General features: G+C 36.4%; 21 protein-coding genes (1 of these 21 running past the window's edge). 10 read left to right on the top strand and 11 right to left on the bottom strand.

The features are described from left to right. Positions 1 to 2,298: the 3' portion of an efflux RND transporter permease subunit gene (locus tag NLJ82_RS03830; RefSeq protein ID WP_000375585.1), read on the top strand. 747 nt of this gene lie to the left of the window's left edge; the window shows 2,298 of its 3,045 coding nt (coding positions 748–3,045); the start codon falls outside the window, past its left edge; it ends in the stop codon at positions 2,296 to 2,298. A 224-nt stretch (positions 2,299 to 2,522) separates the two neighbouring features. On the opposite strand, the gene pstA is transcribed toward NLJ82_RS03830, so the two are convergent. From pstA to NLJ82_RS03815, 3 genes are all read right to left on the bottom strand, one after another. Next, the gene (pstA, locus tag NLJ82_RS03825) at positions 2,523 to 3,443 is read right to left on the bottom strand and encodes a phosphate ABC transporter permease PstA (protein WP_000994142.1); all 921 of its coding nucleotides are present in this window, start codon (positions 3,441 to 3,443) and stop codon (positions 2,523 to 2,525) included. A 2-nt stretch (positions 3,444 to 3,445) separates the two neighbouring features. Continuing rightward, positions 3,446 to 4,336, bottom strand: coding sequence for a phosphate ABC transporter permease subunit PstC (pstC, locus tag NLJ82_RS03820; protein ID WP_000676680.1), 891 nt, complete (start codon positions 4,334 to 4,336; stop codon positions 3,446 to 3,448). Positions 4,337 to 4,406: 70 nt separating this feature from the next. Beyond that, complete coding sequence (locus NLJ82_RS03815; protein WP_000245122.1) at positions 4,407 to 5,306, bottom strand: phosphate ABC transporter substrate-binding protein PstS; 900 nt, start codon at positions 5,304 to 5,306, stop codon at positions 4,407 to 4,409. Positions 5,307 to 5,818: 512 nt separating this feature from the next. Here NLJ82_RS03815 and NLJ82_RS03810 point away from each other — a divergent pair. The 3 genes from NLJ82_RS03810 to NLJ82_RS03800 are packed head-to-tail and all read left to right on the top strand — an operon-like array spanning position 5,819 to position 8,173. Then, positions 5,819 to 6,076, top strand: coding sequence for a FeoA family protein (locus NLJ82_RS03810; protein ID WP_000252986.1), 258 nt, complete (start codon positions 5,819 to 5,821; stop codon positions 6,074 to 6,076). Then, positions 6,073 to 6,795, top strand: a complete 723-nt coding sequence (locus tag NLJ82_RS03805) for a FeoB small GTPase domain-containing protein (protein WP_000049870.1) — start codon at positions 6,073 to 6,075, stop codon at positions 6,793 to 6,795. Before NLJ82_RS03810 ends, NLJ82_RS03805 begins: the two co-directional genes overlap by 4 nt. Beyond that, positions 6,773 to 8,173, top strand: a complete 1,401-nt coding sequence (locus NLJ82_RS03800) for a nucleoside recognition domain-containing protein (protein ID WP_000443601.1) — start codon at positions 6,773 to 6,775, stop codon at positions 8,171 to 8,173. Before NLJ82_RS03805 ends, NLJ82_RS03800 begins: the two co-directional genes overlap by 23 nt. A gap of 61 nt (positions 8,174 to 8,234) precedes the next feature. Here NLJ82_RS03800 and NLJ82_RS03795 read toward each other — a convergent pair whose 3' ends face one another. From NLJ82_RS03795 to NLJ82_RS03760, 8 genes are all read right to left on the bottom strand, one after another. Continuing rightward, a complete protein-coding gene (locus NLJ82_RS03795; protein ID WP_000493994.1) occupies positions 8,235 to 8,372 on the bottom strand; it encodes a hypothetical protein in 138 nt (45 codons plus the stop codon). Between the two features lie 11 nt (positions 8,373 to 8,383). Next, entirely contained in the window at positions 8,384 to 9,550 is a 1,167-nt protein-coding gene (locus NLJ82_RS03790) for a Ger(x)C family spore germination protein (RefSeq protein WP_000681624.1), read from the bottom strand. Further along, on the bottom strand, positions 9,534 to 10,658 hold the full coding sequence (gerLB, locus tag NLJ82_RS03785; protein ID WP_000802027.1) for a spore germination protein GerLB: 1,125 nt from the start codon (positions 10,656 to 10,658) through the stop codon (positions 9,534 to 9,536). Before gerLB ends, NLJ82_RS03790 begins: the two co-directional genes overlap by 17 nt. After that, positions 10,659 to 12,137 (bottom strand): spore germination protein GerLA, encoded by a 1,479-nt coding sequence (gene gerLA, locus NLJ82_RS03780; RefSeq protein WP_001996708.1) that lies wholly within the window; start codon positions 12,135 to 12,137, stop codon positions 10,659 to 10,661. It abuts the gene before it with no gap. Positions 12,138 to 12,239: 102 nt separating this feature from the next. Continuing rightward, positions 12,240 to 13,712, bottom strand: a complete 1,473-nt coding sequence (locus NLJ82_RS03775; protein WP_000125920.1) for a sodium:solute symporter family protein — start codon at positions 13,710 to 13,712, stop codon at positions 12,240 to 12,242. Beyond that, positions 13,709 to 13,906 carry a DUF3311 domain-containing protein gene (locus tag NLJ82_RS03770; protein ID WP_000719858.1) on the bottom strand — a complete coding sequence of 66 codons (198 nt, stop codon included), beginning with the start codon at positions 13,904 to 13,906 and terminating at the stop codon, positions 13,709 to 13,711. The genes NLJ82_RS03775 and NLJ82_RS03770 overlap by 4 nt, the downstream gene beginning before the upstream one ends. A gap of 1 nt (position 13,907) precedes the next feature. After that, positions 13,908 to 15,083: an amidohydrolase gene (locus NLJ82_RS03765; protein ID WP_000382093.1), complete on the bottom strand. Its 1,176-nt coding sequence runs from the start codon at positions 15,081 to 15,083 to the stop codon at positions 13,908 to 13,910. A gap of 133 nt (positions 15,084 to 15,216) precedes the next feature. Then, a complete protein-coding gene (locus NLJ82_RS03760) occupies positions 15,217 to 15,927 on the bottom strand; it encodes a C39 family peptidase (protein WP_000734474.1) in 711 nt (236 codons plus the stop codon). 379 nt (positions 15,928 to 16,306) lie between these two features. Between NLJ82_RS03760 and NLJ82_RS03755 the strand changes: the two genes are divergently transcribed. The 6 genes from NLJ82_RS03755 (at position 16,307) to NLJ82_RS03730 (ending at position 23,825) form a co-directional block, all read left to right on the top strand. Beyond that, entirely contained in the window at positions 16,307 to 17,722 is a 1,416-nt protein-coding gene (locus tag NLJ82_RS03755) for an amino acid permease (RefSeq protein WP_001076076.1), read from the top strand. A 282-nt stretch (positions 17,723 to 18,004) separates the two neighbouring features. Next, positions 18,005 to 18,880: a cytochrome aa3 quinol oxidase subunit II gene (locus NLJ82_RS03750; RefSeq protein ID WP_001176167.1), complete on the top strand. Its 876-nt coding sequence runs from the start codon at positions 18,005 to 18,007 to the stop codon at positions 18,878 to 18,880. A 33-nt stretch (positions 18,881 to 18,913) separates the two neighbouring features. After that, on the top strand, positions 18,914 to 20,848 hold the full coding sequence (qoxB, locus tag NLJ82_RS03745; protein WP_000762372.1) for a cytochrome aa3 quinol oxidase subunit I: 1,935 nt from the start codon (positions 18,914 to 18,916) through the stop codon (positions 20,846 to 20,848). Positions 20,849 to 20,861: 13 nt separating this feature from the next. Beyond that, on the top strand, positions 20,862 to 21,464 hold the full coding sequence (qoxC, locus tag NLJ82_RS03740; RefSeq protein WP_000729317.1) for a cytochrome aa3 quinol oxidase subunit III: 603 nt from the start codon (positions 20,862 to 20,864) through the stop codon (positions 21,462 to 21,464). Then, positions 21,465 to 21,776: a cytochrome aa3 quinol oxidase subunit IV gene (qoxD, locus tag NLJ82_RS03735; RefSeq protein WP_000531376.1), complete on the top strand. Its 312-nt coding sequence runs from the start codon at positions 21,465 to 21,467 to the stop codon at positions 21,774 to 21,776. Between the two features lie 219 nt (positions 21,777 to 21,995). Then, positions 21,996 to 23,825 (top strand): monovalent cation:proton antiporter family protein, encoded by a 1,830-nt coding sequence (locus NLJ82_RS03730; protein WP_000399981.1) that lies wholly within the window; start codon positions 21,996 to 21,998, stop codon positions 23,823 to 23,825. Positions 23,826 to 23,847 lie beyond the last annotated feature (22 nt).

The following is a 23,847-nucleotide window of genomic DNA, read 5'->3' as shown; positions in this document are numbered from 1 at the left end:
TTACAAGATGTTTCTCAAATTGAACTTAAACAACACTACGATACAATCTCACATATAAACGGCGAAGAAGGCACTGGATTAATCATCATGAAAGAGCCAAGTAAAAATGCAGTTGCAACCGGAAAAGAAATCGATAAAAAAATTAAAGATATAAGTAAACAATATAAAGATCAGTTTTCTATTAAACTTTTAGCATCAACTCATGAACAAGTTGAAAATGCTGTTACTAGTATGGGAAAAGAAGTAATCCTTGGAGCAATTGCGGCAACTCTAATTATCTTAATCTTTTTACGCAATTTCCGAACGACACTCATCGCTGTTGTCAGTATTCCATTATCTATTTTATTAACACTCTTTTTACTACACCAATCTAACATCACACTTAACACTCTAACACTTGGTGGTTTAGCCGTTGCAGTTGGACGTCTCGTCGATGATAGCATCGTTGTCATTGAGAATATTTTCCGCCGGTTACAAAAGGAATCTTTCTCTAAAGATATTATTCTCGATGCAACGAAAGAGGTCGCCGTCGCAATTACTTCTTCCACCTTAACAACGGTCGCTGTTTTTTTACCTATCGGCCTCGTATCAGGAGTAATCGGAAAATTAATGTTACCTATGGTATTAGCGGTCGTATATTCTATACTATCGTCCTTAATCGTTGCACTAACAGTTGTGCCACTTATGGCTTTTTTACTACTCAAAAAAACAAAACACAAAAAGCCAAGTTCTTCACCACGATATACGGCTACATTAAAGTGGGCTCTTTCGCATAAATTCATTATTCTACTTACTTCTTTTTTATTATTCGCAGGATCGATTGCTGCCTATGTATTACTACCGAAAGCGAATATAAAATCTGAAGACGACACAATGTTATCTATTAATATGACTTTCCCAGCTGATTACGCTCCTGAAACACAAAAACAAAAAGCCTTTGATTTCGAAAAGAAGCTACTTTCTAATTCAGATGTAACGGATGTTATTTTACGAATGGGATCTAGCGCAGAAGATGCACAATGGGGGCAAACGACCAAAAATAATCTCGCAAGTATATTGGTAGTCTTTAAAAAAGGTTCTGATATTGATCAGTATATTAAAGAGTTAAAGAAAGAACATAAAACTTTTGAACCCGCTGAACTTGATTATATAAAAATGAGTTATTCAAGCTCTGGCGGCGGCAATAATTTGCAATTCAACGTAACAGCCACTAACGAAACGAATTTAAAAGAGGCTGCTACTATCGTCGAAACAAAACTAAAAGATATGGATGATCTTTCTAAAGTAAAAACGAATTTAGAAGACTCTAAGAAAGAATGGCAAATCCATGTTGATCAAACAAAGGCCGAACAACTAGGATTAACACCAGAATTAGCAGCTCAACAAGTAGCATTCCTTATGAAGAAATCACCTATTGGTGAAGTTTCAATCAATAACGAAAAAACTACTATTATGATAGAACATAAAAAAGAAAGCATTACTAAACAAGAAGACATTTTAAACACAAACATACTATCACCTATTAATGGACCAATTCCTTTAAAAGACATTGCAACTATTTCAGAAAAACAACTTCAAACAGAAGTCTTCCATAAAGATGGAAAAGAAACCATTCAAATTACCGCAGAAGCTTCAAATGAAGATTTAAGTAAGGTAAGCGCAGAAGTGAACAAAGCGATAGCCGACTTAGATTTACCTAACGGAGCCAAAGTAAATATCGCAGGCGCCACTGAATCTATGCAAGAGAACTTCACAGATTTATTCAAGATTATGGGGATTGCAATCGGGATTGTATATTTAATTATGGTTATTACCTTTGGGCAGGCGCGTGCTCCTTTTGCAATCTTGTTCTCCTTGCCATTAGCTGCTGTCGGCGGTATTTTAGGATTAATCATTTCAGGAACACCAGTTGATGTAAATTCCTTGATCGGCGCATTAATGTTAATCGGGATTGTCGTTACAAACGCTATCGTATTAATAGAAAGAGTACAACAAAACCGAGAACACGGTATGGAAACGAGAGAGGCCTTACTTGAAGCAGGTTCCACTAGATTACGCCCAATTATTATGACAGCTATTACAACAATCGTCGCTATGCTACCACTCCTATTTGGTCAATCACAAGCAGGAAGTATGGTATCGAAAAGTTTGGCAGTCGTTGTCATCGGCGGTTTAGCAGTCTCAACTGTCCTTACATTAGTAGTCGTTCCTGTAATGTATGAACTATTAGATAAAATCGGGAGAAAAAGACGCTCTCGTAGAAAAATAAATACTTCTACAGAAACACCTGATATTTAAACGAAAAAGCGTTATCTTCACGAATGAAGATAACGCTTTTTCTCTACCTACTCATATAATCCATCATTTTATCCCACTATTTGTGAGCAGTAAAACCCCACTGTTTAAAATTTCACTTTATCTATATAACGAATTACAAATTCAACAATCGCTATACCTTTTCCTTCTATATTAAAACGCAAAAAGAACCCCCTACTTATAAATAGAGAGTTCTTCTTTATAACTTATGCCGCTTTTACCTTCTTCGTCGTTTTACTTTTTCTTTTCGCTCCTGTAAAACGTTTGTGCAATATAGATGCTACTAAGCGTGAAATAACATTGAATAGCAATACCATAATAATTAATACAGCTGCAGACTTTGTCGCAATTAACTTCGCATCCGGAATAATTCCTTCAGAATTTAACTTCCAAATGTGAACCGCTAACGTTTCAGCTGGTCTAAATGGGTTTAAAGGATGAGCAGGACTTGAGAAGTCCGCTGCTGAATTTAAAATTGGAGATGTTAAACCCGCTGTATAAATTAATGCCGCCGCTTCACCAAATATACGACCTGCCGCTAAAATAACACCTGTAATAATTTGTGGTAGTGACGACGGAATAATAATACGAGTGATCGTTTGCCACTTTGTTGCACCTAATCCAAGACTCGCCTCTTTCACATTAGAAGGAACCTCTGAAATCGCATTTTCACAAACACGAGTTAAACCTGGCAAGTTTAAAATTGTTAAAGCAAGGGCACCACCCATTACTGTGTATCCCCATCCTGTCATTGTAACGAACACTAACAAACCGAATAAACCAACAACAATAGAAGGTAAAGATGCCATTGTCTCAATACATAAACGGACAAAGTTTAAAAAACGTCCTTGTTTTGCATACTCTGCTAAATATATTCCAGCGCCTAATCCGAGAGGAATAGATATAATAAGCGTTATAACAAGCATATAGAAAGAATTGAATAACTGCGGACCAATCCCACCACCAGCTCTTGTATTACTTGGTTCTCCAAACAAGAAATTAGGATCCCAAAAACCCCATCCCTTTTGTAAAATCTCAAACACTAAGAACACTAGTAAAGCTACAACTAAAGCCGCAACCGCATAAAAGATACCTGTCCAAACTTTATTTACCGTTCTTGCATTCATTATTATCGCTCACCTCTTTGCCCAATTGCTCGAATTACTAAAATAAACAGGAATGAAATAACAAGTAAAATCATTGCTAAAGTCCATAGCGCATTGTTCCAAGCAGTTCCGTTTAATGTATTTGTCATGTCCATTGTCAAAATACCAGTTAACGTTGCTGTCGGGCTATATATTCCTTCTGGTAATTTAACCGTATTCCCAATTACCATTTGAACCGCTAATGCTTCACCAAAAGCACGCGCTAAACCTAAAACAATACCTGTTAAAATCCCCTTTTTCGCAGCAGGAACAATCACTCGGCTAATCGCTTGCCATTTCGTTGATCCTAAACCATAAGAAGCTTCTAAATAATCAAATGGAACAGAGCGTATTGCATCAGAAGCGATACTAGCAATAGTAGGCAAAATCATTATACTTAATACAACAATACCTGCAATTAAACTAAAGCCCACTCCTCCAAACGAATCACGTAATAGCGGTACTAAGATTGTAACCCCTAATAATCCGTATACAACCGAAGGAATACCAACTAATAATTCTAAAACAGGCTTCAATACTTTATTTCCAAACTTCGGCGAAATTAAATTCATGAATATAGCAAGAGCTATAGCAATTGGCGCACTAATAATAACCGCACCTAACGAAACCACCGTTGAACCTACAATAAAAATTACAGCCCCGAAAGTTCCCTCATCAGCATTTGGACTCCATTTTGTCGATGTTAACATTTCAGTAAACGAGATACCACTTTGCGTAAATGATTGAATTCCTTTACCGCAAATAAATGCAATAATAGCTAATGTAACTAAAACAATAAAAATACCACAAAACGTAACAAGTGATCTTCCTATATATTCACTTTTCACGTAATTAATTTGTTTTTTCCCCTTCATCACAGGACAGACCCCACTTCATAAATTGAAATGAACAGGACTGGCCTTGCAGCCAGCCCCATAAATTTTATTACTTATTTAATTTAGACATTGGAATATAACCCATATCTTCTACTTGCTTTTCAAAATCTTTACCTTTTACATAGTCAATGTAAGCTTTTGTTGCTTCTTTTGCCTCACCTTTCGTTACCATGTACTCGTAAGACCAGAATGGATATTTACCAGACGCAATGTTTTCAACTTTTGGTTCAGCACCATCAATTTTCACTGTTTGTAGCGCACCTTTTTTCTCGCCAACCATGTAAGACATTGCTAAATAACTTACTGAACCTGGAGTAGAGTTAATCGCTTGTTCTACTGCACCGTTAGAATCTTGTGTAGTACCAGTTCCATCATTAATTTTCGCGTCTTTCATAATTGTTTTTTCAAATGTAGCACGTGTACCAGAAGAAGCTGGACGGTTAATTACGTTAATTTTTTCATCTTTCCCGCCTACCTCTTTCCAGTTTGTTACTTTTCCAGTGAAGATATCTTGTACTTGTTGTACTGTTAAATTATCAACTTTTACATCTTTATTTACGACAAGTGCGAATGCAATACCCGCTACCTTGTTATCTACTAATTCTTTCGCCTTATCAGCATCTTTTATTTTATCTGCAGATGGAACATCTGAGTTACCAATTTGGACCGCACCAGAAGCTACTTGGTTAATTCCAGTTCCACTACCGCCACCTTGCACTTGAATAGAAACGTTTGAATTTTTCTCCATAAATTTCTTTCCAGCTTCCTCTGCAAGAGGTTGAAGTGCTGTAGAGCCTGCAGCTGCTATCGTACCTGACAATTCTTGTTTTGCATTATCGCTTCCTTTAGCCTCTTTACCTGATGTCTCTTCTGCTTTTCCACATCCCACTAATGAACCCGCTACCACTAAAGCTGCTAAAGAAAATTTAATACCCTTTTTCATGACCATGTCTTGTACCCCCATTTGGATTATCACTTTTCACATTTATCTACTTCTTTCGAACACAAATTCATTGTAGGACAATAATATTATGTGAGTGTTAAGCAATTTTTAATTTTAAGTAAATGACGATAATACCCCTTAAAAACTAGAAATCCCAACATTTATAGTTGAAGAACCCAACAAAATCCACACTAATTAAGCTGTAATGTAAATTTACTCTTAACAATGTAAATTAAATGTAAATGTTTTTCGCTCTTTTTCCCTTTTAGTTAAAGTTACATTTACAATTCCGTTGTATTTTGTTACTTTTACGCGCCTAATTTATGTACATTACACAGAATTTCAGTAATATTTTTTAGTACAACTAAATAAATTGGAACAATTCTAAAAATAAATGAATATTTTTAAAGTACCAATTGACAGCATCATCCAATGTAGTCTACTATATTACTAACAAAAAGTTTACCTAAGGAAACTTTTTAAACTTAAACTAACAATATAGAGATGAGGTAACTTTTATGGTATCGGCTAATAAAAAACCACTTTCCGAATTTAAGACTGGAGAGTTTGTACAAATTGAGAAGATACAATTAGAAGGAACTATGAAACGACGTTTATTAGATTTAGGATTTATCCCCGGCGCAACAATTAAAGTATTACAACGCAGCCCACTTGGAGATCCGGTCGCTTATCAAGTAAGCAACACAACTATCGCACTACGCAAGGAAGAAAGTTCCCTTATTTTCGGGGTATTAATAGGAGATGATTTCAGATGAGCAAATATCGCATTGCTTTAGCTGGCAACCCAAATACCGGGAAAAGTACATTATTTAATACTTTAACAGGTTTAAAACAACATACTGGAAACTGGACGGGAAAAACTGTTTTAAAAGCTGAAGGAGAATATGAACATAACGGTAGTAAATATACATTAATAGATTTACCTGGGACTTACTCACTATATTCAAATTCTGCGGATGAAGAAGTAGCAAGGGATTATATTATATTTGAAAAACCAGAAGTAACTGTAGTTGTTGTAGATGCAACAGCAATGGAAAGAAATTTAAATTTAGCACTTCAAGTGATGGAAATGACGAGTAACGTAGTCATTTGTATTAACTTAATTGATGAAGCTGAGAAAAAAGGCATCGTTATCGATGAAAAAAAATTAGCAAAATCACTTGGTGTACCTGTAGTTAAGATTTCCGCTCGTAACCGAGTAGGCATCGGTCATTTACTAAATGTCATTGCTAAAGTAGCAAATAAAAAGCTAATTCCAGCACCAATTAAAGTTACTTATAGTGAAAAAATCGAAAATATGATTCGAGAATTAGAACCACAAATTTATAAAGTATTCGGTGATACGTATCCAGCACGTTGGATTGCATTACGTATATTAGATGGAGATAAAAATTTCTTAACTGCACTTGAAAAACATCATAACGAACCACTTGTAAGGGAGGTCGTAATCAATGGAATCTCACTCAGCCAGTAAAGCTCTTCCATTAGACTATATTATTCAACACGCTCAAACACTTTCAAAAGAAGATATACGAGATGATATTGTCGGAGATATTTATCGAACATCTGCAAGCATCTGTAAAGAATCTGTTCAATATACAAATACGGATAAATTATATCGTTCTGAAAAACTAGATAAAATTTTCACATCTCCAATATGGGGATTCCCAATTATGCTCGGTATTTTATCTATCATTTTTTATCTTACAATCGCTGGTGCTAACGTACCATCTGATATGATTGCTGAGTTTTTCGGATGGGCCGAAGGATATTTAACTTCTTGGTTCCAAGCAGCACACGCACCTGAATGGTTACATGGCATTTTAATACTTGGTTTATTCCGTGGTATCGGCGCTGTTATTAGCGTTATGTTACCACCTATGGCCATCTTTTTCCCTATGTTCGCACTATTAGAAAACTATGGATACTTACCACGCGTTGCGTTTAATATGGACCGCTTATTCAAACGCTCTGGTGCACACGGTAAACAATCTTTAACAATGGCAATGGGATTCGGTTGTAACGCTGCAGCTATTATGTCAACACGTATTATTGAATCACCACGTGAACGTATGCTTGCAATCTTAACAAATAACTTCGTACCTTGTAACGGTCGCTGGCCTATGTTAATTTTAATGGCCTCATTATTTATGGCTGCTGGTTATACAGGTAGTATGCAAACACTTGTTACTGCCGGCGTTGTAGTTGGAATGGTTGTAATTGGTATCGTTATGACATTAACTGTTTCTTGGGTACTATCAAAAACAGCTTTAAAAGGCGTTCCAACCCACTACACACTTGAGTTACCGCCGTACCGTAAGCCAAAGGTTTGGAATACAATTGTACGCGCAACACTCGATAAATCAGTTTATGTTTTAAAACGAGCTGTTGTTGTAGCTGCCCCTGCGGCTGCATTAACTTGGTTACTAGCTAATATTTTCATCGGTGACACAAGCTTACTTATGTATTTTGTAAATTTTCTAGATCCATTTGCTAAAATGTTAGGACTTGACGGCTTTATTCTAGCTGCGTTTATTCTTGGACTACCAGCGAATGAAATTGTTATCCCGATTTTATTAATGTCTTACTTATCAACCGGAGCTTTAACTGAAATAGATGATTTTAATCAAATTAAAAATTTATTCTTAGAAAATGGTTGGACTTGGTTAACAGCGTTAAACACAATGTTGTTCTCACTTCTTCATTTCCCATGCGGAACGACACTGGTTAACATATATAAAGAAACAAAAAGTGCAAAATGGACATTCTTATCGTTTGCAATCCCTACCGTTATCGCCATTGTTGTGACATTCCTCTCTACACAATTGGTACATTGGTTAGGGCTTGTATAAAGCAAAGCATACATAGAAGGTATCCCCCTTCACATATGCTTTGCACGAAAGAAACCTGAAATCATTCAGGTTTCTTTTTTTGTATATCAGTATTCCAAGGCTGTGCTCCATACGTTGTAATTTTTTTATGAATGTAGTATATAGCTCCTGGAAGAACTGCCATTAATATTGTGCAACTAATCCCCAATCCAGTAAACACCTTCCATCACCTTACTTTACTCTTTTTGGTAAAGCTGAACCCGTATGTTCAATTGTTGGATGAACATGAACAGTAACCTCAGCATCACTAAAGTAATTTTCACCTTGATCCCAATTCTTACTTATTTTTTTCCACTCTTTATAATTATGCCGCTTATACACTTCCCCTAATTCTAATACATCTACCTTATATTTTTTTTGAACAAGCTGAACGGATTTTCGGATGCGCGTCTCCATTTCCTTCGAAATATCCTTCTCTAAACGTTTTTCATTCAAGACCTTTTTATGATCACTAAAGTGTAACTCAGCTATTGTACCTTCCAAAAATAAGTGAATATTAAACTTTGGTTTTGTAACATTTGTTGTAGATACTTTAATTTTCCGACGCAACTTATGAATTTCATATGTAATAAGTTGATTCTTTTTGCGGATAGTAAAAAAACCTCCAATTTTTTTACCTACTATATAATTCATTCCTAATGTTTCTTCCCCATTCAAACTACCTACACACTTATTATCCTTCCCACGAAACAACGCTGCCCCGTTCATTTGTACACCTTGCTTTGTTAATTCAAGAATAGGTAATACGAAGCTTCGGCTCGCAATCATCTTTTCCTGAACCTCACCAATTCTTGCAGCCTCAATCATTTGGGCATTTTTCGGAGGATGTTCAGCTAACATATCAATATACTGTGCCGGTAAATTTTCAGGTTTTGCACTCTGTTTTAAAATAGATTCGGCATTCTTCTTCGAAACAAACAAACGAATATTTCTCCTCATTTCATGATCGCGAATATATACATCTAACGTATTTTGCAAAACATACGGATTCGCCAGTAATTCTTCCGAAAAAATAATCACTTGTATATGCGGAAAAAATAATGTTCGACTAATTTTTTTAGCAATAATTCGGATTTGCTCAAAGACACTATCTGCTTTCGCACTCACATTAATATAATTTTCACTATCTCCACCACCTTGTCCCCCTTGTTGCGCTAGCTTACTGGGAAGCACCATCTGATACGTCCCTTTCATAATCGGATTCGATTTCTTTTTTTTCACGATATCATAGGCTGCACCTACTACAAATCCTCTTTCTTCTATTTCTTCTAGCTCAGAACACCCACTGATAGATCCAACTAAAACCATAAGCATTATAATTTTAAGAAGGTGTTTCATTTCTACCATTCCTTCTTCTTATTTTATATACAATAAAAACTAACAAAGGTGCTAACACGACAAACCCCATATCTATCCAAGCTAAATAAGTCCCATAGCTTGACAAAGTATTCAAACTACTCGGTACCATGTTCACCATAAAAATAATAGGGGCACTTACAAAAATGAAAATATGTTTCTTCACTTTCGGAAACATCGCACAAAACAATAAAGATGCGACGTCATAATACATTGCTGTCGTGTTATAAATAGTAATAATCCAAGTTGTAAAAAAAATCGCATCAAACCTTTCTAAAAACCCTCCACCAATTTCAATTTCTTTCCCTAATTCAATTGTTGGATATGTTAATCCACGTGTTGTCATATATGTAAAAACACTAATACAAGTTACATAAATTAAAATGTATGATAACACGTTTACCATCACAGCTTTTGCAACTGCCATCGGTGCTTTTTTTGCCGTCTTATCGTTTAACAAAACAGCATAAAACAAAGCTACTTCAAACCCAATAAATGTAAAAATAGAATTTTTAACTCCAACAGCATATTGACTCACTTCCGTTTGAAAGGCTGGTAGTAAATTATTTATTTCCATTAAATTTATATTCAATAAAGAAAGAAGCACTATCGCAATTAAAACAATAGGTAAAAATAGAACATTTAACCTTAATAAAGCTGCTCTAGATCCTGCTATTCCATAAATAACAACTAATAAGAAGAAGAAAGACAGTAGTTGTATTGGTGTATCACTAAACAAATACGTTTGGGAAATAATTGAAATCATTCGCGATTCATATGCTGTCAACGCAGCAAACGTTAATACTAAAACGCTGCTAATCGTGTATGCAACAGGCTTTGTCAAATGCGCACTCGTATATTGAACAAAGTTTTGTTTCGGGAATAAAATAGCTACCCTCGTTACAAACCAACCTAAAACTGCACACACCAATCCACCCAAAAGCAAAATAATCCAACCGTCCGAAAATAAAGTTTGGTTAGCGATATCTCTTGGCATAGACAATGCTCCTATACCAATAATGGTCGAAGATACCGCAAACCCAATTTCCCGAGATCCAATCTCTTCATCGCCATACTCAAATGGTTTCAATTATTCTCGCTCCTTTGGACGTATTGTAGAATCCTTCGTTTGTAAATATTCCGGTCTCTCTTTCAACATTGATTTCGGCAAACGAATAAGCTCTTCTTTCCAATCTTTATAGAATGCGGGAGCAATTGGAGTTGTATACGGCACACCAACACTTGTTAAATTTGTAATATGAACAGCAAGCGCAATAAGAGCTAGAATGATTCCATACAACCCAAAAGCCGTTGCTGCTAATACAAAGACGAAAAGTAAAATCCGAAACGTAATTGTGATGCTATACACCGGAAGTGAAAATGTAGCAATAGCTGTAACCGCAATAATGATAACTAAAAATGGATTTACAATTCCTGCATTCACCGCTGCCTCTCCAATTACAAGACCACCTACAATCCCAATTGTTTGTCCCATCGGTTTCGGCAACCTAATTCCTGCTTCTCGTATTAACTCCATCGTTAATGCCATCATTAACGTTTCAATATAGGCAGGAAAAGGAACACCTTCTCTTGCTCCAGCAATCGAATAAGCCAATTTAGAAGGAATAAGTCCTTGGTGATACGAAACGAGCGCTACATACATCGCTGGCATTAAAATTGCAACTATACCAGAACCCATCCGCAAAATTCTTAATAAAGTCCCTATTACCCAACGCTCATAATGATCTTCCACAGATTGAAAAATATCAACAAACACTAGCGGAGCTATAAGGGCAAAGGGAGATCCATCCACCAAAATAGCTGCCTTTCCTTTCGTTAATGAGGCCACAATATTATCAGGCCTTTCCGTATTCAAAAACTGCGGAAACGGCGACAAATTATTATCTTGAATTAATTGCTCAATTGTACCCGTCTCAAAAACGACATCTGTCACTATGGATTGAAGACGCCGATCTAGCTCTTTTACAATGTAAGGATTAATAATGTCTTCTATATATACTAAAGTCACTTCTTTTTGGGATCTCTTTCCCATAATATAAGATTGAAATCTCAGCTTTGGGTCACGTAAACTACGGCGAATTAATACTTTATTCACGTTAATATCTTCATTTAATCCAATTCTCGGTCCACGTATTAAATCTTCTGTTACTGGCGGTTCTAAACTTCTTTTTTCCCAAGCCCTACTATTAATTACGATAGCGGTTTGAATATTATCAATTAATATAACTGTATCTCCCGCTAAAATCGCATTTATAATATCCGGCAACGTTGTCTTCTTACCAACTTCTGCAATAGAAATAAAGCGATCCAATAATGTTTGAACAACAGCTTCGTCTTTTTGTATTTCTTCATATTGAAGTGTACGAACTACATATTTATAAACATTATCCTTATCTGTTAACCCACATAAAAAGACAACAGCACAGCGTGTAAAACTACCGGCAAGGGCAACTTCCCTAATTGTCAAATCATTAGGCGAACCTAACTCATCTCTAATTTCTTTCATAACTTCAAATAAGTTACCTTTTAGCTCTAACAAATCCCCCACCTAACTTCCTTTTCAACAAGTTTTTAGTTAGATTCCGCTAATAGAAGAAAATATATACAAAAAAAGAGCTATCTCTTTTCAAAGATAGCTCTAGCATACGAATTACTTTTCTACTATTATATTGTCTTTCTTTATAGATACATTTTTAGTGAATCCGCTAACGATAAACATCACAATCATATTCATTAACAGCGCGACTATACCTACATTTAAATCTTTTATATATTGAGGGAAACCCGGAAACATCGTAGCTATAGTTGAACCAGATAAAGTAATATACGCAACCACTAATAACCCAATCCCCATCCCGGCAATTGCCCCTTGCTTCGTAATAGTCTGACGTGGAAACAAACTACATACAAGTGCCGGGAAAAGTTGTGTCACTATACTATATCCCATTAAAAGAAGTGCTCCTATCGTTTCTCCACCTTTAAAAGTAAACAAAACAGCTACAAGCGTTACTACAGGAACAAATAATTTCGCTACTTTTGCCACTTGTCGATCCGAGGCAGATGGGACCATTGTTCGGTAAATATTTTTCGCTAATAATGTAGAAGCGGCCATGACAAGCATAGAACCTGGAACTAATGCCGTTAAAACTCCAGCACTACCAATAATCCCAATAAACCAAGGATCAAAAGTTTGAAGAGCCAGACGGAATAACGAAAGGTCTACATCCCCTCCCTTTAATCCAGGAACTTGCAAAATAGCTGCGAATCCTGCAAAGAACACGAAAAGTAAAACTAAAGAGTACAGTGGCATAATGGCCGCATTTTTACGAAATACTTTTTCATTTTTTGCAGAGAAAGCAGAGGCAAATGTATGGGGCCACATATAGAAACCGAGAGCTGTTAATACAATAGTAGAAACAAACCAAGAAATGCTCATTCCTTCATCAGGTAAAGATAAAAATCCTGGTTTTGCTGCTTCTACAGCTTCAAACATCGGCTGAAATCCTCCGTAATAATGGTACGGTAAATATATACCTAAAAACATAACGATAAACAGGATCATAATATCCTTCAAAGCGGCCGTCCAAGCAGAGCCGTGTATACCTGAAACCATTACATATATCGTTATAACAATTGCGCCAATCCACACTGCGATAACTGGTGATACCCTTCCGTAAGACGCTTCCGAAACGATAATTCCTAATCCTTTTAACTGTAAAACAAGGTATGGGATAATCGAAATAACCCCAATGATAGAAACGATAAGGCCAAGTGCTTGACTCTTATATTTCTTCACAAAAAAATCTGGCTGTGAAACTAGATTATGCTCTTTTGCATACTTCCAAACTGGTGGTAATAAAAAATAAGATAAAATATAAGCTAACGCACCATAACCTAAAATATAAAAAGTAGGTGCTCCCTTACTATACGCCCATCCACTTCCACCTAAAAATGTGAATGTCGTATAAATTTCACCTGCCATAAGAAGAAAAACAAAAATAGTACCAAAGCCTCTTCCTCCAACTGACCATTGCTCTAAATTCATATCTTTTCCATGTTGCGCCCGAATTCCTAAAAATAGTGCGAGAAACAAAAATAAAATAATGATAAGTAATGCGGTCATTTTACATCCCCCTTATTAGCAGGATCAAATACGTATACAATCCCCATACAAAGAGATGTAATAAGCACTGATAATAATATCCAAAATAATAAAAATGGCATCCCTAATATGTAAGGAGTAACTGAATTAGCAAATACGGGGCCAACAACTAAACAAAAAACTGGAATAAGCGCTAATACGTGTATTTTCTTCATCTCATTCTCCTTTACTTATGAAATTCATAATCGATGATACAAAGACTTGCACGCCAATTGGTAATGCATCTTCATCAATCGTAAAACGAGGGTGATGGTGAGGATATATAATTCCTTTCTCTTTGTTTCCTGCTCCGATAAAAAAGAATGTCCCTGGTGCTTTTTGTAAAAACGCTGAAAAATCTTCTCCAGCCATCGTCGGCTGTAAACGAGTAACTCGTTCCCTTCCATAAAGCTGTAATGCTGTTTGCTCAATAATCTCTGTCACTTCATAATCATTTACTACTGGACGATATCCATATTCATAAGAAAACGTATATTTCGCTCCATAAGCTTCCGTCACATGCTTTACAATCTGTTCAATCCTTTTCTCTGTTTCTTCTCGTAACTCATGTCTTAAACTCCGCACTGTCCCTTCAATCTCCGCTTGTTCTGGAATCACATTATGGGTTGTCCCAGCGTGAAATTGCGTAACAGATACTACAAGAGAATCTAACGGATTCGTGAGGCGAGATACAATTTGCTGAAGTTGGGAAATCACTTGTGTACCGATTGCAATACTATCAACAGTTTCATGAGGGATTCCAGCATGTCCACCTTTTCCTTCTATTATAATTTTAAAAACATCTGGAGCAGCCATTGCGGGACCATAAATTACACCTACTTTTCCAACCTCTAACGATGCCCAAAGGTGAGCACCAATAATATAATCGACCCCTTCCATTACACCCGCTGCAACCATTTCCTCTGCACCACCAGGAAAGTTTTCTTCAGCATGTTGGAATAGAAAACGAATCTCCCCTTTAATTTTCTCTCTTGCTTCTACTAACTTATGTACAACTCCAAGTAATATCGCTATATGTCCATCATGGCCACATGCATGCATTACACCCGGATATGTAGAAATAAAATCAAACTCATTTTCTTCATGAATAGGAAGAGCATCCATGTCAGCTCGAACCGCAACTATTTTACCAGGCTGCTTTCCAATCAACCTTGCCATTACACTATATTTCGTAGGTCTTGATACTTCTAAACATGGAATTTCCCGAAGTATATCGAACACAAACTGCGATGTTTTCTCTTCTTGAAAAGATAACTCTGGATACTTATGAAAATGTCTTCTCCACTCAACCAACTGATCCTTTGACAAAACAAGTTCTTTTGCAACATCCATTTCTCTTCTCCCCTTCTTCACCAAGTTAAATGTTATTATAACGTGAATCGTTAACTTTTAAAAGAATCTTCTGAATTTTCCGTTATAATTAATTAAAAATAAAAAGCCATCAAAAAAGATGGCTTTCTCATTATTATAAAATAGTAATTGCTTGTTTCCCCATTTGCTCCCACGCTTGCTCAAACTCTGCTCGCGGAACAGCGAAACGCGGATTATTTTTTAGAGGATCATTTACATATACAAAGTTTTGATCGTATCCAACTACTACTACACTATGCTCAAAATATGTAATTTTCACTTCACCAGAGCTTGTATTCCATGTTTCAAAACTACTTTCAGCTAGCGGCTTAAATGTTGTATTAATAATAACCCATACTGGAGAACCAGAACTAATTACCTTATATAGATCATTCACGTCTCTATCTGTTAAATTAATTACTTTTTCAGAAACATATTTTTCTGCTAAATTAAAGATTGGTTTATTGTATACACCATATCCTGGTTCAGCTTTCGTATAAATATTACCAACAAATCCCTCATACGGATTTCCACGCAAACCATTTTGTTCAAATGGAACTCGTTGAATTTCACTAGCAAGCTGCATCTTATCTACTTGTACACCTTTATATTGTAGCAACATAGCTAAGCTTGTCACTTCACATCCACGAGGTAATTCTGGTAACTGCTTTATAAACGGAACATTTTCAATCATAGCCGCTTCTTTCATTTCAGATAGAAAATCTAAGCGTAGCACTTGTGCCTTTTGTATAATCTTATCTTTCCCTATAAAAAACGCTGCAGCAAATATAATTCCAAAAACAAAAAGATATTTTAACTTTTTCATTTTAAACAAAACTCCATTAATTATTATTTTACAGACATACCTCTTACCATTGTACCTTTCTTCTTGCTAGTTTGCTAGAAAGATTCTGTGGATTATTGTTCATAACTACATCGTTATAAAATTCTAATTATTTTTAATAAAAAGAAAAAACAATATACTTTTTAGCAACATTTTGCTAAAATCAAAATTATTAACATGGTGAAGATATCACCTTGTTAATAAAAACATTCTTAGAGTATTTAGTCATAGTTCGTTTTTTACATACTCCATTCATTTCATAGCAAATAAACTGAGTATGTGTCACATCCCCCACTAATGATTAAAAACTCAGAATGAAAACCAGTTAACACATATAAGAAAATAACGGGGTGAGGGGCATATGAATCAACAAGTAGAACAAACAGATTTAAAACGTACAATGAAAAGTAGACACCTATTTATGATCGCACTTGGTGGTGTTATCGGAACTGGCCTATTTATGGGATCTGGTCAAATCGTCCATAACGCCGGCCCTGGTGGTGCTATTCTTGCATTTTTAGTCGGTGGATTTGTTATGTATTTAACGATGTTATGTCTTGGTGAATTATCCGTAGCTATGCCAGAAGCAGGTTCATTCCAAAGCTATGCAAGCAAATTTATTTCACCTGGTTTTGGTTTTGTTGTCGGTTGGATGTATTGGTTAAATTGGGCTGTTACAGTTGGAGTAGAGTTAACAACTGTAAGTATTTTAATGAAACGATGGTTTCCAGACGTTTCTTCGTGGATTTGGTGTGTTACATTTGCGGCAGCACTCTTTCTTGTAAACGCTTTATCAGCAAAAGCATATGCAGAAGCAGAATTTTGGTTCGCAAGTGTAAAAGTCGCAACTATTGTTGTTTTCATCGTACTCGGTGGTGCAGTTATGTTCGGTCTACTAGACTTTAACGGAAAACCAGCTCCAATGCTTCACAATTTCACTGAAAATGGCGGCCTATTTCCAAATGGTGCATTAGCTGTTCTTCTTACGATGATTACAGTAAATTACTCCTTCCAAGGAACAGAATTAATCGGAATTGCTTCAGGAGAAAGTGAAAATCCTGAAAAAACAATTCCTAAAGCAATCAAAAATACCATTTGGCGCACACTATTCTTCTTCGTCCTAGCAATATCAGTTGTTGTAGGTTTACTCCCGTGGCAAGAGGCTAATCTAGTCGAAAGTCCATTTGTACTTGTATTTGATGTAGCTGGTGTTCCATATGCAGCAGACATTATGAACTTTGTTATTATTACAGCTGTATTATCCGTAGCCAATTCTGGTCTATACGCAAATTCGCGTATGCTTTGGGCGATGGCAAAACAAGGAATGGCAAGTCCAGCATTTACGAAATTAACTAAAAAAGGTGTACCACTAAACGCATTGATTTTCAGTCTAATCTTTGCAAGTCTATCCCTATTAACAAGTATATTTGCAGCAGATACTGTCTTTTTAGTTTTAACATCTATCGCAGCAATGGCTGCTGTTGTCGTTTGGATGTCAATTGCGGCTTCACAGTTTTTCTTCCGTAGAAACTTCGTGAAAAACGGTGGTGACATAAATGATTTAAAATATCGCACACCACTTTATCCGCTCGTTCCAATCGTAGCGTTCTCACTCAATTTCATTACATTTGTTAGTTTAGCTTTCATTCCAGATCAGAGAATCGCTCTTTATTGCGGCATTCCATTTATGGTCATTTGTTACATTTTATATCAAGTGAAATATAAAAAAATTGTCACATTTGAACAACAACAGACTATTTCACAAGAAATAAACTAAATATACGAAATATTCAGCTATCTTTCTTATGATAAGATAGCTTTTTTCTATTTCTTGGGTATCCTGGTATAACTTTATTTATCTTAAAATTTTCACAATCGCATTTTTCTCTGGAAAATAGTTTACAATGTAATCAAGTTACAAATGATATTCACCTTAAAAAGTGTGCATTTGTGTCTATTTTTTAACAATATCTCAAAAACTATTGCCTTCTATAAATTAATAGGTTTATATTGTTTTATTGGCATAGTTTCAATCCAAGGAGAAAGGAGATTTTCAATCGTGCAACTAAAGAAAGCGTTTTGGAAGTTGGCTTCGCTTCTTCCGTTATCATTACTTCTGTTCCTCGGTGGCTGTGATAAAAAACTCGCAGTATTAAATCCGCAAGGACCTGTTGCAAAAGCACAGTATGATTTAATTGTTTGGTCATTCTTGCTTATGTCATTAATTATCGCAATTGTATTCATCTTGTTTACAGTCATCTTGATTCGTTATCGTGAAAAACCAGAGAATATGGACTATGAGCCACCTGAACAACACGGTAACACATTATTAGAAATCATTTGGACGCTTGTTCCTGTTATTATCGTTATCGCATTATCGATTCCAACAGTAAAAGCAACTTATGCTTCGGAAGAGGTTCCGAAAGAGTCCAAACATATTAAACCAGTGGAGATTTATGTTACATCTGCAAACTGGAAATGGTTATTCAGTTACCCAGAGGAAAAAATTGAAACCGTTAACTATTTAAACATCCCAGCTGGTGTACCAATTCAATTCAAACTGACTTCTGTCGGCCCAATGAATGCTTTCTGGGTACCAGAACTTGGTGGTATGAAGTACACAATGGATGGCATGATTATGGACCTTTATTTACAAGCTGATAAGCCAGGTTCTTACCTAGGTCGTAGCGCGAACTTCTCTGGTGAAGGATTTACTCACATGGAGTTCGAAGTTGAAGCAAAAACTAAAGAGAAATATGACAAGTGGGTTAAAGAAGTACAACAAACTGCTCCTAAACTAACAGAAGATAAGTACAACGAAATTGTTAAACCTGGTGTAGTTGGTCGTATGACATTCTCTAGCCATCACTTAAGTTATGTAGATCCAAAATCACTTGAATATTGTGATTACAACTACTACAAAAACAAAAAATAATAGCTATAATTCCAACAGATTGGAGTGAACACAGTGAAGCTTGATGAATTCTTTGTCACAGGTGACCCGATTATTTACGGTGCAGACGCTTCTATCGTTCTTGTGACATTAGCAATCATTTTCGTACTAACTAAGTATAAAAAATGGAAATGGCTTTGGGACGAATGGTTAACAACTGTTGACCATAAAAAGATTGGGGCCATGTATATTATCTCTGCGGTTATTATGTTATTCCGTGGTGGTATGGACGGTTTAATGATCCGTGCACAGTTAACATTCCCTGAAACAACTTATTTAAACGCTGAACACTATAACGGAATCTTCACAACACATGGTACAGTTATGATTCTTTTCATGGCGATGCCATTCGTTATGGGATTAATGAACCTTGTAGTACCATTACAAATTGGTGCTCGTGACGTTGCATATCCGTTCTTAAATGCTTTAAGTTTCTGGTTATTCTTTGTCGGAGCAATGTTATTCAACATCGCTTTCGTAATCGGTGGTTCTCCAGACGCTGGGTGGACTTCTTACTTCCCAATGGCAGGTACAGAGTTTACTTCTGGTGTAGGAAATAACTACTACGCAATTGCATTACAGATTTCAGGTCTCGGTACGTTAATGACAGGTATTAACTTCCTTGTTACTATCTTAAAAATGCGTACACCTGGTATGACTTTAATGAGAATGCCAATGTTTACTTGGTCAATCTTAATTACAACGATTATCATTATTTTCGCTTTCCCAGTATTAACAGTTGCTCTAGCATTAATGACATTTGACCGTCTATTCGATGCTCACTTCTTTACGATGGCGAGCGGCGGTATGCCAATGTTATGGGCCAACCTATTCTGGGTATGGGGTCACCCTGAAGTATATATCGTTATTTTACCGGCATTCGGTATTTTCTCTGAAATCATTAGTACATTCTCACGTAAACGTCTATTCGGTTACAGTGCGATGGTATACTCAATGGTTGCAATTTCTTTACTAAGTTTCGTCGTATGGCTTCACCACTTCTTCACGATGGGTGCAGGTCCAGCGGTTAACTCATTCTTCTCGATTTCGACAATGGCGATTTCGATTCCAACCGGGGTTAAGATCTTTAACTGGTTGTTTACACTGTATAAAGGACGTATTCGTTTTACAGTTCCAATGCTTTGGTCATTGGCATTTATTCCAAACTTCGTAGTCGGTGGGGTTACAGGGGTTATGCTTGGTATGGCAGCAGCTGATTATCAGTACCATAACAGCTACTTCCTAATCGCTCACTTCCACTACGTATTAATCGCAGGTACAGTATTCGCTATGCTTGCTGGATTCACATTCTGGTATCCAAAAATGACTGGTCATATGTTAAATGAACGCCTAGGTAAATGGACATTCTGGATCTTTATGAGCGGATTCAACATCTGTTTCTTCCCAATGTACTTCTTAGGTTTAGACGGTATGACTCGTCGTATGTACACTTACTCTGAAAGTCTTGGATGGGGATGGCTAAACCAAATCGCATCTGTTGGTGCGGTAATGATGGGTATCGGCTTCCTACTTCTTTGCTACAACGTAATTTGGAGTGCTCGTCACGGTGAACGTGACACAACTGGAGATCCATGGGACGGCCGTACACTTGAATGGGCAACTCAATCTCCTGTACAACATTACAACTTCGCGAAACTTCCTGAAATCAAAGAAGCTGATGCTTTCTGGTACATGAAAAAACGCGGAGAAACAGTTACACCAGCAGCAGAAGACATCAAACCAATTCACATGCCAAGTAACTCTGGTGTGCCTATTATTGCGTCTGGATTCTTCGGTCTTGCAGGTTTCGCATTAGTATTTAGCTGGTTCTGGCTTGCAGCAATCGGCGGCATTGGTATTTTAGCTTGCTTAATCTATCGTTCATTCGATTACGATGAAGGTTACTATATTAGTGTAGATGAAATTAAAAAATCAGAACATGTAGCATGAGAGGTGAAATGATATGGCGGCTTTAGATAAAAGCTTACCTTTGGAATATCAATCCGAACAAAGCAGATTGAATATCCTAGGATTCTGGATTTTTCTTGGGGCTGAAATTATGCTGTTCGCAACACTTTTCGCCTCTTATCTAGTACTTGCTGGTCGTACGGCAGATGGCCCAACACCAGCACAACTGTTTGAACTTAAAACGCTTTTAATTCAAACATTACTACTTTTAACAAGTAGTTTCACATGTGGTATCGTGATCCACGAAATGCGTAAGCACAACCAAAAAGCAATGCTTGGATGGTTCGTCCTTACATTACTTTTAGGTGCAGGCTTCCTATTCTTCGAGATCGAAGAGTTCATTATGTATATTGGTGAAGGCGCAACAATTCAAACAAGTGCTTTCCTATCTGGATTCTTCGTTCTTCTTGGAACGCACGGAGCCCACGTAACAGGCGGTATCATTTGGGCAATTTGTGTTATCATCCAAATTTTAAAACGAGGTTTAACACCAGTTACAGCTCGTAAAGTATTCATTATCAGCTTATACTGGCATTTCCTTGATTTAGTTTGGGTCTTTATTTACACACTAGTTTACTTGAACGGGATGGTGGCGTAAATGGGTCAAAATAACAATCAAGCAAACGGGCATGCGCATAGCGGATTCCCTTGGTCACACGTTTTCGGATTTATTTTATCGCTTGCACTAACGTTTCTAGCTCTATACGTGGCACTTTACTCAGACCTGCCACTTTCAACGATCTTAACAACTATTATCGTAATGGCTGTTGCGCAAGCTTTGTTACAATTAATTATGTTCATGCATTTAAAAGAAGGAGAAGGAAGAGTTCAAGTTCTTACTATGATTTACAGTTTCTTCGTTGCAACTGCAACAGTTGGTTTAACTGTATGGATCTTCTTCTCAATGTAATGTACATGAAAAGACTGCTGAGAAATCTCAGCAGTCTTTTTTTATTCCCTCCCCTATTACATCCACATTACGGAATTAACAACAGAATCATGAAAAATATACTTATTATGACAAATGTTAAGAAAACTCTTTCTTTATGAAATCGAATCCATATGCGTTGCTTTTCTACCTATTATATGGCTAAATAAGTACTATATTTATTTGAAGGGAGAGAACGCAATGGAACATCACACTTCTGTTCTATCACTTATGGTTGTCGTTGCAATCGCGTTTTTCGTTCCCCTTTTGTTACAACGCTTTAAATTAAAAGCACTTCCTGTCGTCGTTGCAGAAATCATCGCAGGAATCTTTGTAGGTAAAAGTGGGTTTAATATTATTGAGCCAGATATGTGGCTTCAAGTCTTATCGACACTAGGATTTATCTTTCTTATGTTTTTAAGCGGTTTAGAAATTGATTTTTCTATCTTTAAACAAAAAGGGAAAAAGAATACGACAAACGAACCAAACACATTTCAAGCAGCAAGTATTATCTTCTTATTTATTTTCATCCTATCTTATGCCCTATCACTACTATTCGTATGGCTAGGATTTGTAGATAATGCAATGTTTATGACTTTAATCATTTCAACAATCTCTTTAGGTGTTGTCGTACCAACACTAAAAGAGAATAACTTAGGAAAAACAGCAATTGGGCAAATCATTTTATTAGTCGCTGTTATTGCGGATTTAGTTACAATGATTTTACTCGCTGTATTCGTCGGATTAAATTCCGAAAGCGGCCAAAGCATGTGGCTTCTTCTTCTTCTATTCGGCGCTGGTATTGTTATTTACTTCGTTGCAAAACGTTTTAAAAACATTCCATACTTGGATAACTTAAAAGCTGGGAGTGTACAAATTGATACACGAGCTGTTTTTGCACTCATCTTAATATTAGTTGGGTTATCTGAATCCGTTGGAGCTGAAAATATTTTAGGCGCCTTCTTAGCGGGTGTACTCGTATCATTATTATCACCAAATGAAGATATGGTTGAAAAACTGGATTCTATCGGATACGGTTTCTTCATTCCTATTTTCTTCGTAATGGTTGGTGTAAATTTAGAGGTTTGGTCTATTTTTAAAGAGCCTTCTAGTATGCTAATGATTCCAATTCTAATTGTAGGACTCTTTATCTCAAAACTGTTACCATCACTCGTTTTACGAAAATGGTATCCACGTAATATCGTACTGGGGAGTGCCATCTTATTAACATCGACACTTTCTTTAGTTATTGCAGCTGCACAAATTGGTGAAAAGCTAGGGATCATCAGTCCAAGTTTATCTGCTTCCCTTATTTTAAGCGCAGTTATTACTTGTATTTTTGCGCCTATATTATTTAAAAAGATGTTCCCAAAAGTAGAAACGCCAAAACCAAAAGTTTCTATTATTGGTGCGAGCAGAATTACCCTTCCGTTATCACTTGATTTAAAACGAGAAGATTATGACGTAACACTATATATGATGCGTCAAAACAAAATAAACGATGAGGAAGCAAAATCACATGACTTCCCTATCGTGAAATTAGATGACATCACAATCGCATCGTTAACTGAACAAACAGCCTTTCATGCAGACCGAGTTGTTGTTGCAACAAGTGATGATGAGCAAAACTTACTATTAGCAGAACACGCAAAAGAACTAGGTGTTGAACATGTTATTGCAAGTGTAGAAGATCCACTTCTACAAGAAAAAGCAACACAAGAACATATCGCCGTATTCTCAACAATTAACTCTACACGTATTCTATTACGTGCGCTAATTGATAAACCGAGTCTCGTTCGCTTAATTACAACAGCAAACGAAACAGTCCGTGAAGTTGAACTACGGAGCAATAAATATAACGGCGTTGCACTTCGTCGCCTTCCGTTTTTAGGTGATGTACTAGTCATTCAAATTTATCGTGGAAATAAAGCATTAATCCCACATGGTGATACAAGACTACAACACGGTGATACATTACTTGTAACAGGCTCAAAAGAACATATCGATACACTAAAAAACATATTAGAATAAAAAAAATGCCCCTCACATAATT

Source organism: Bacillus paranthracis (assembly GCF_024296885.1).
GTDB lineage: Bacteria > Bacillota > Bacilli > Bacillales > Bacillaceae_G > Bacillus_A > Bacillus_A paranthracis.
This window is presented reverse-complemented; position numbering and strand designations above follow the sequence as displayed.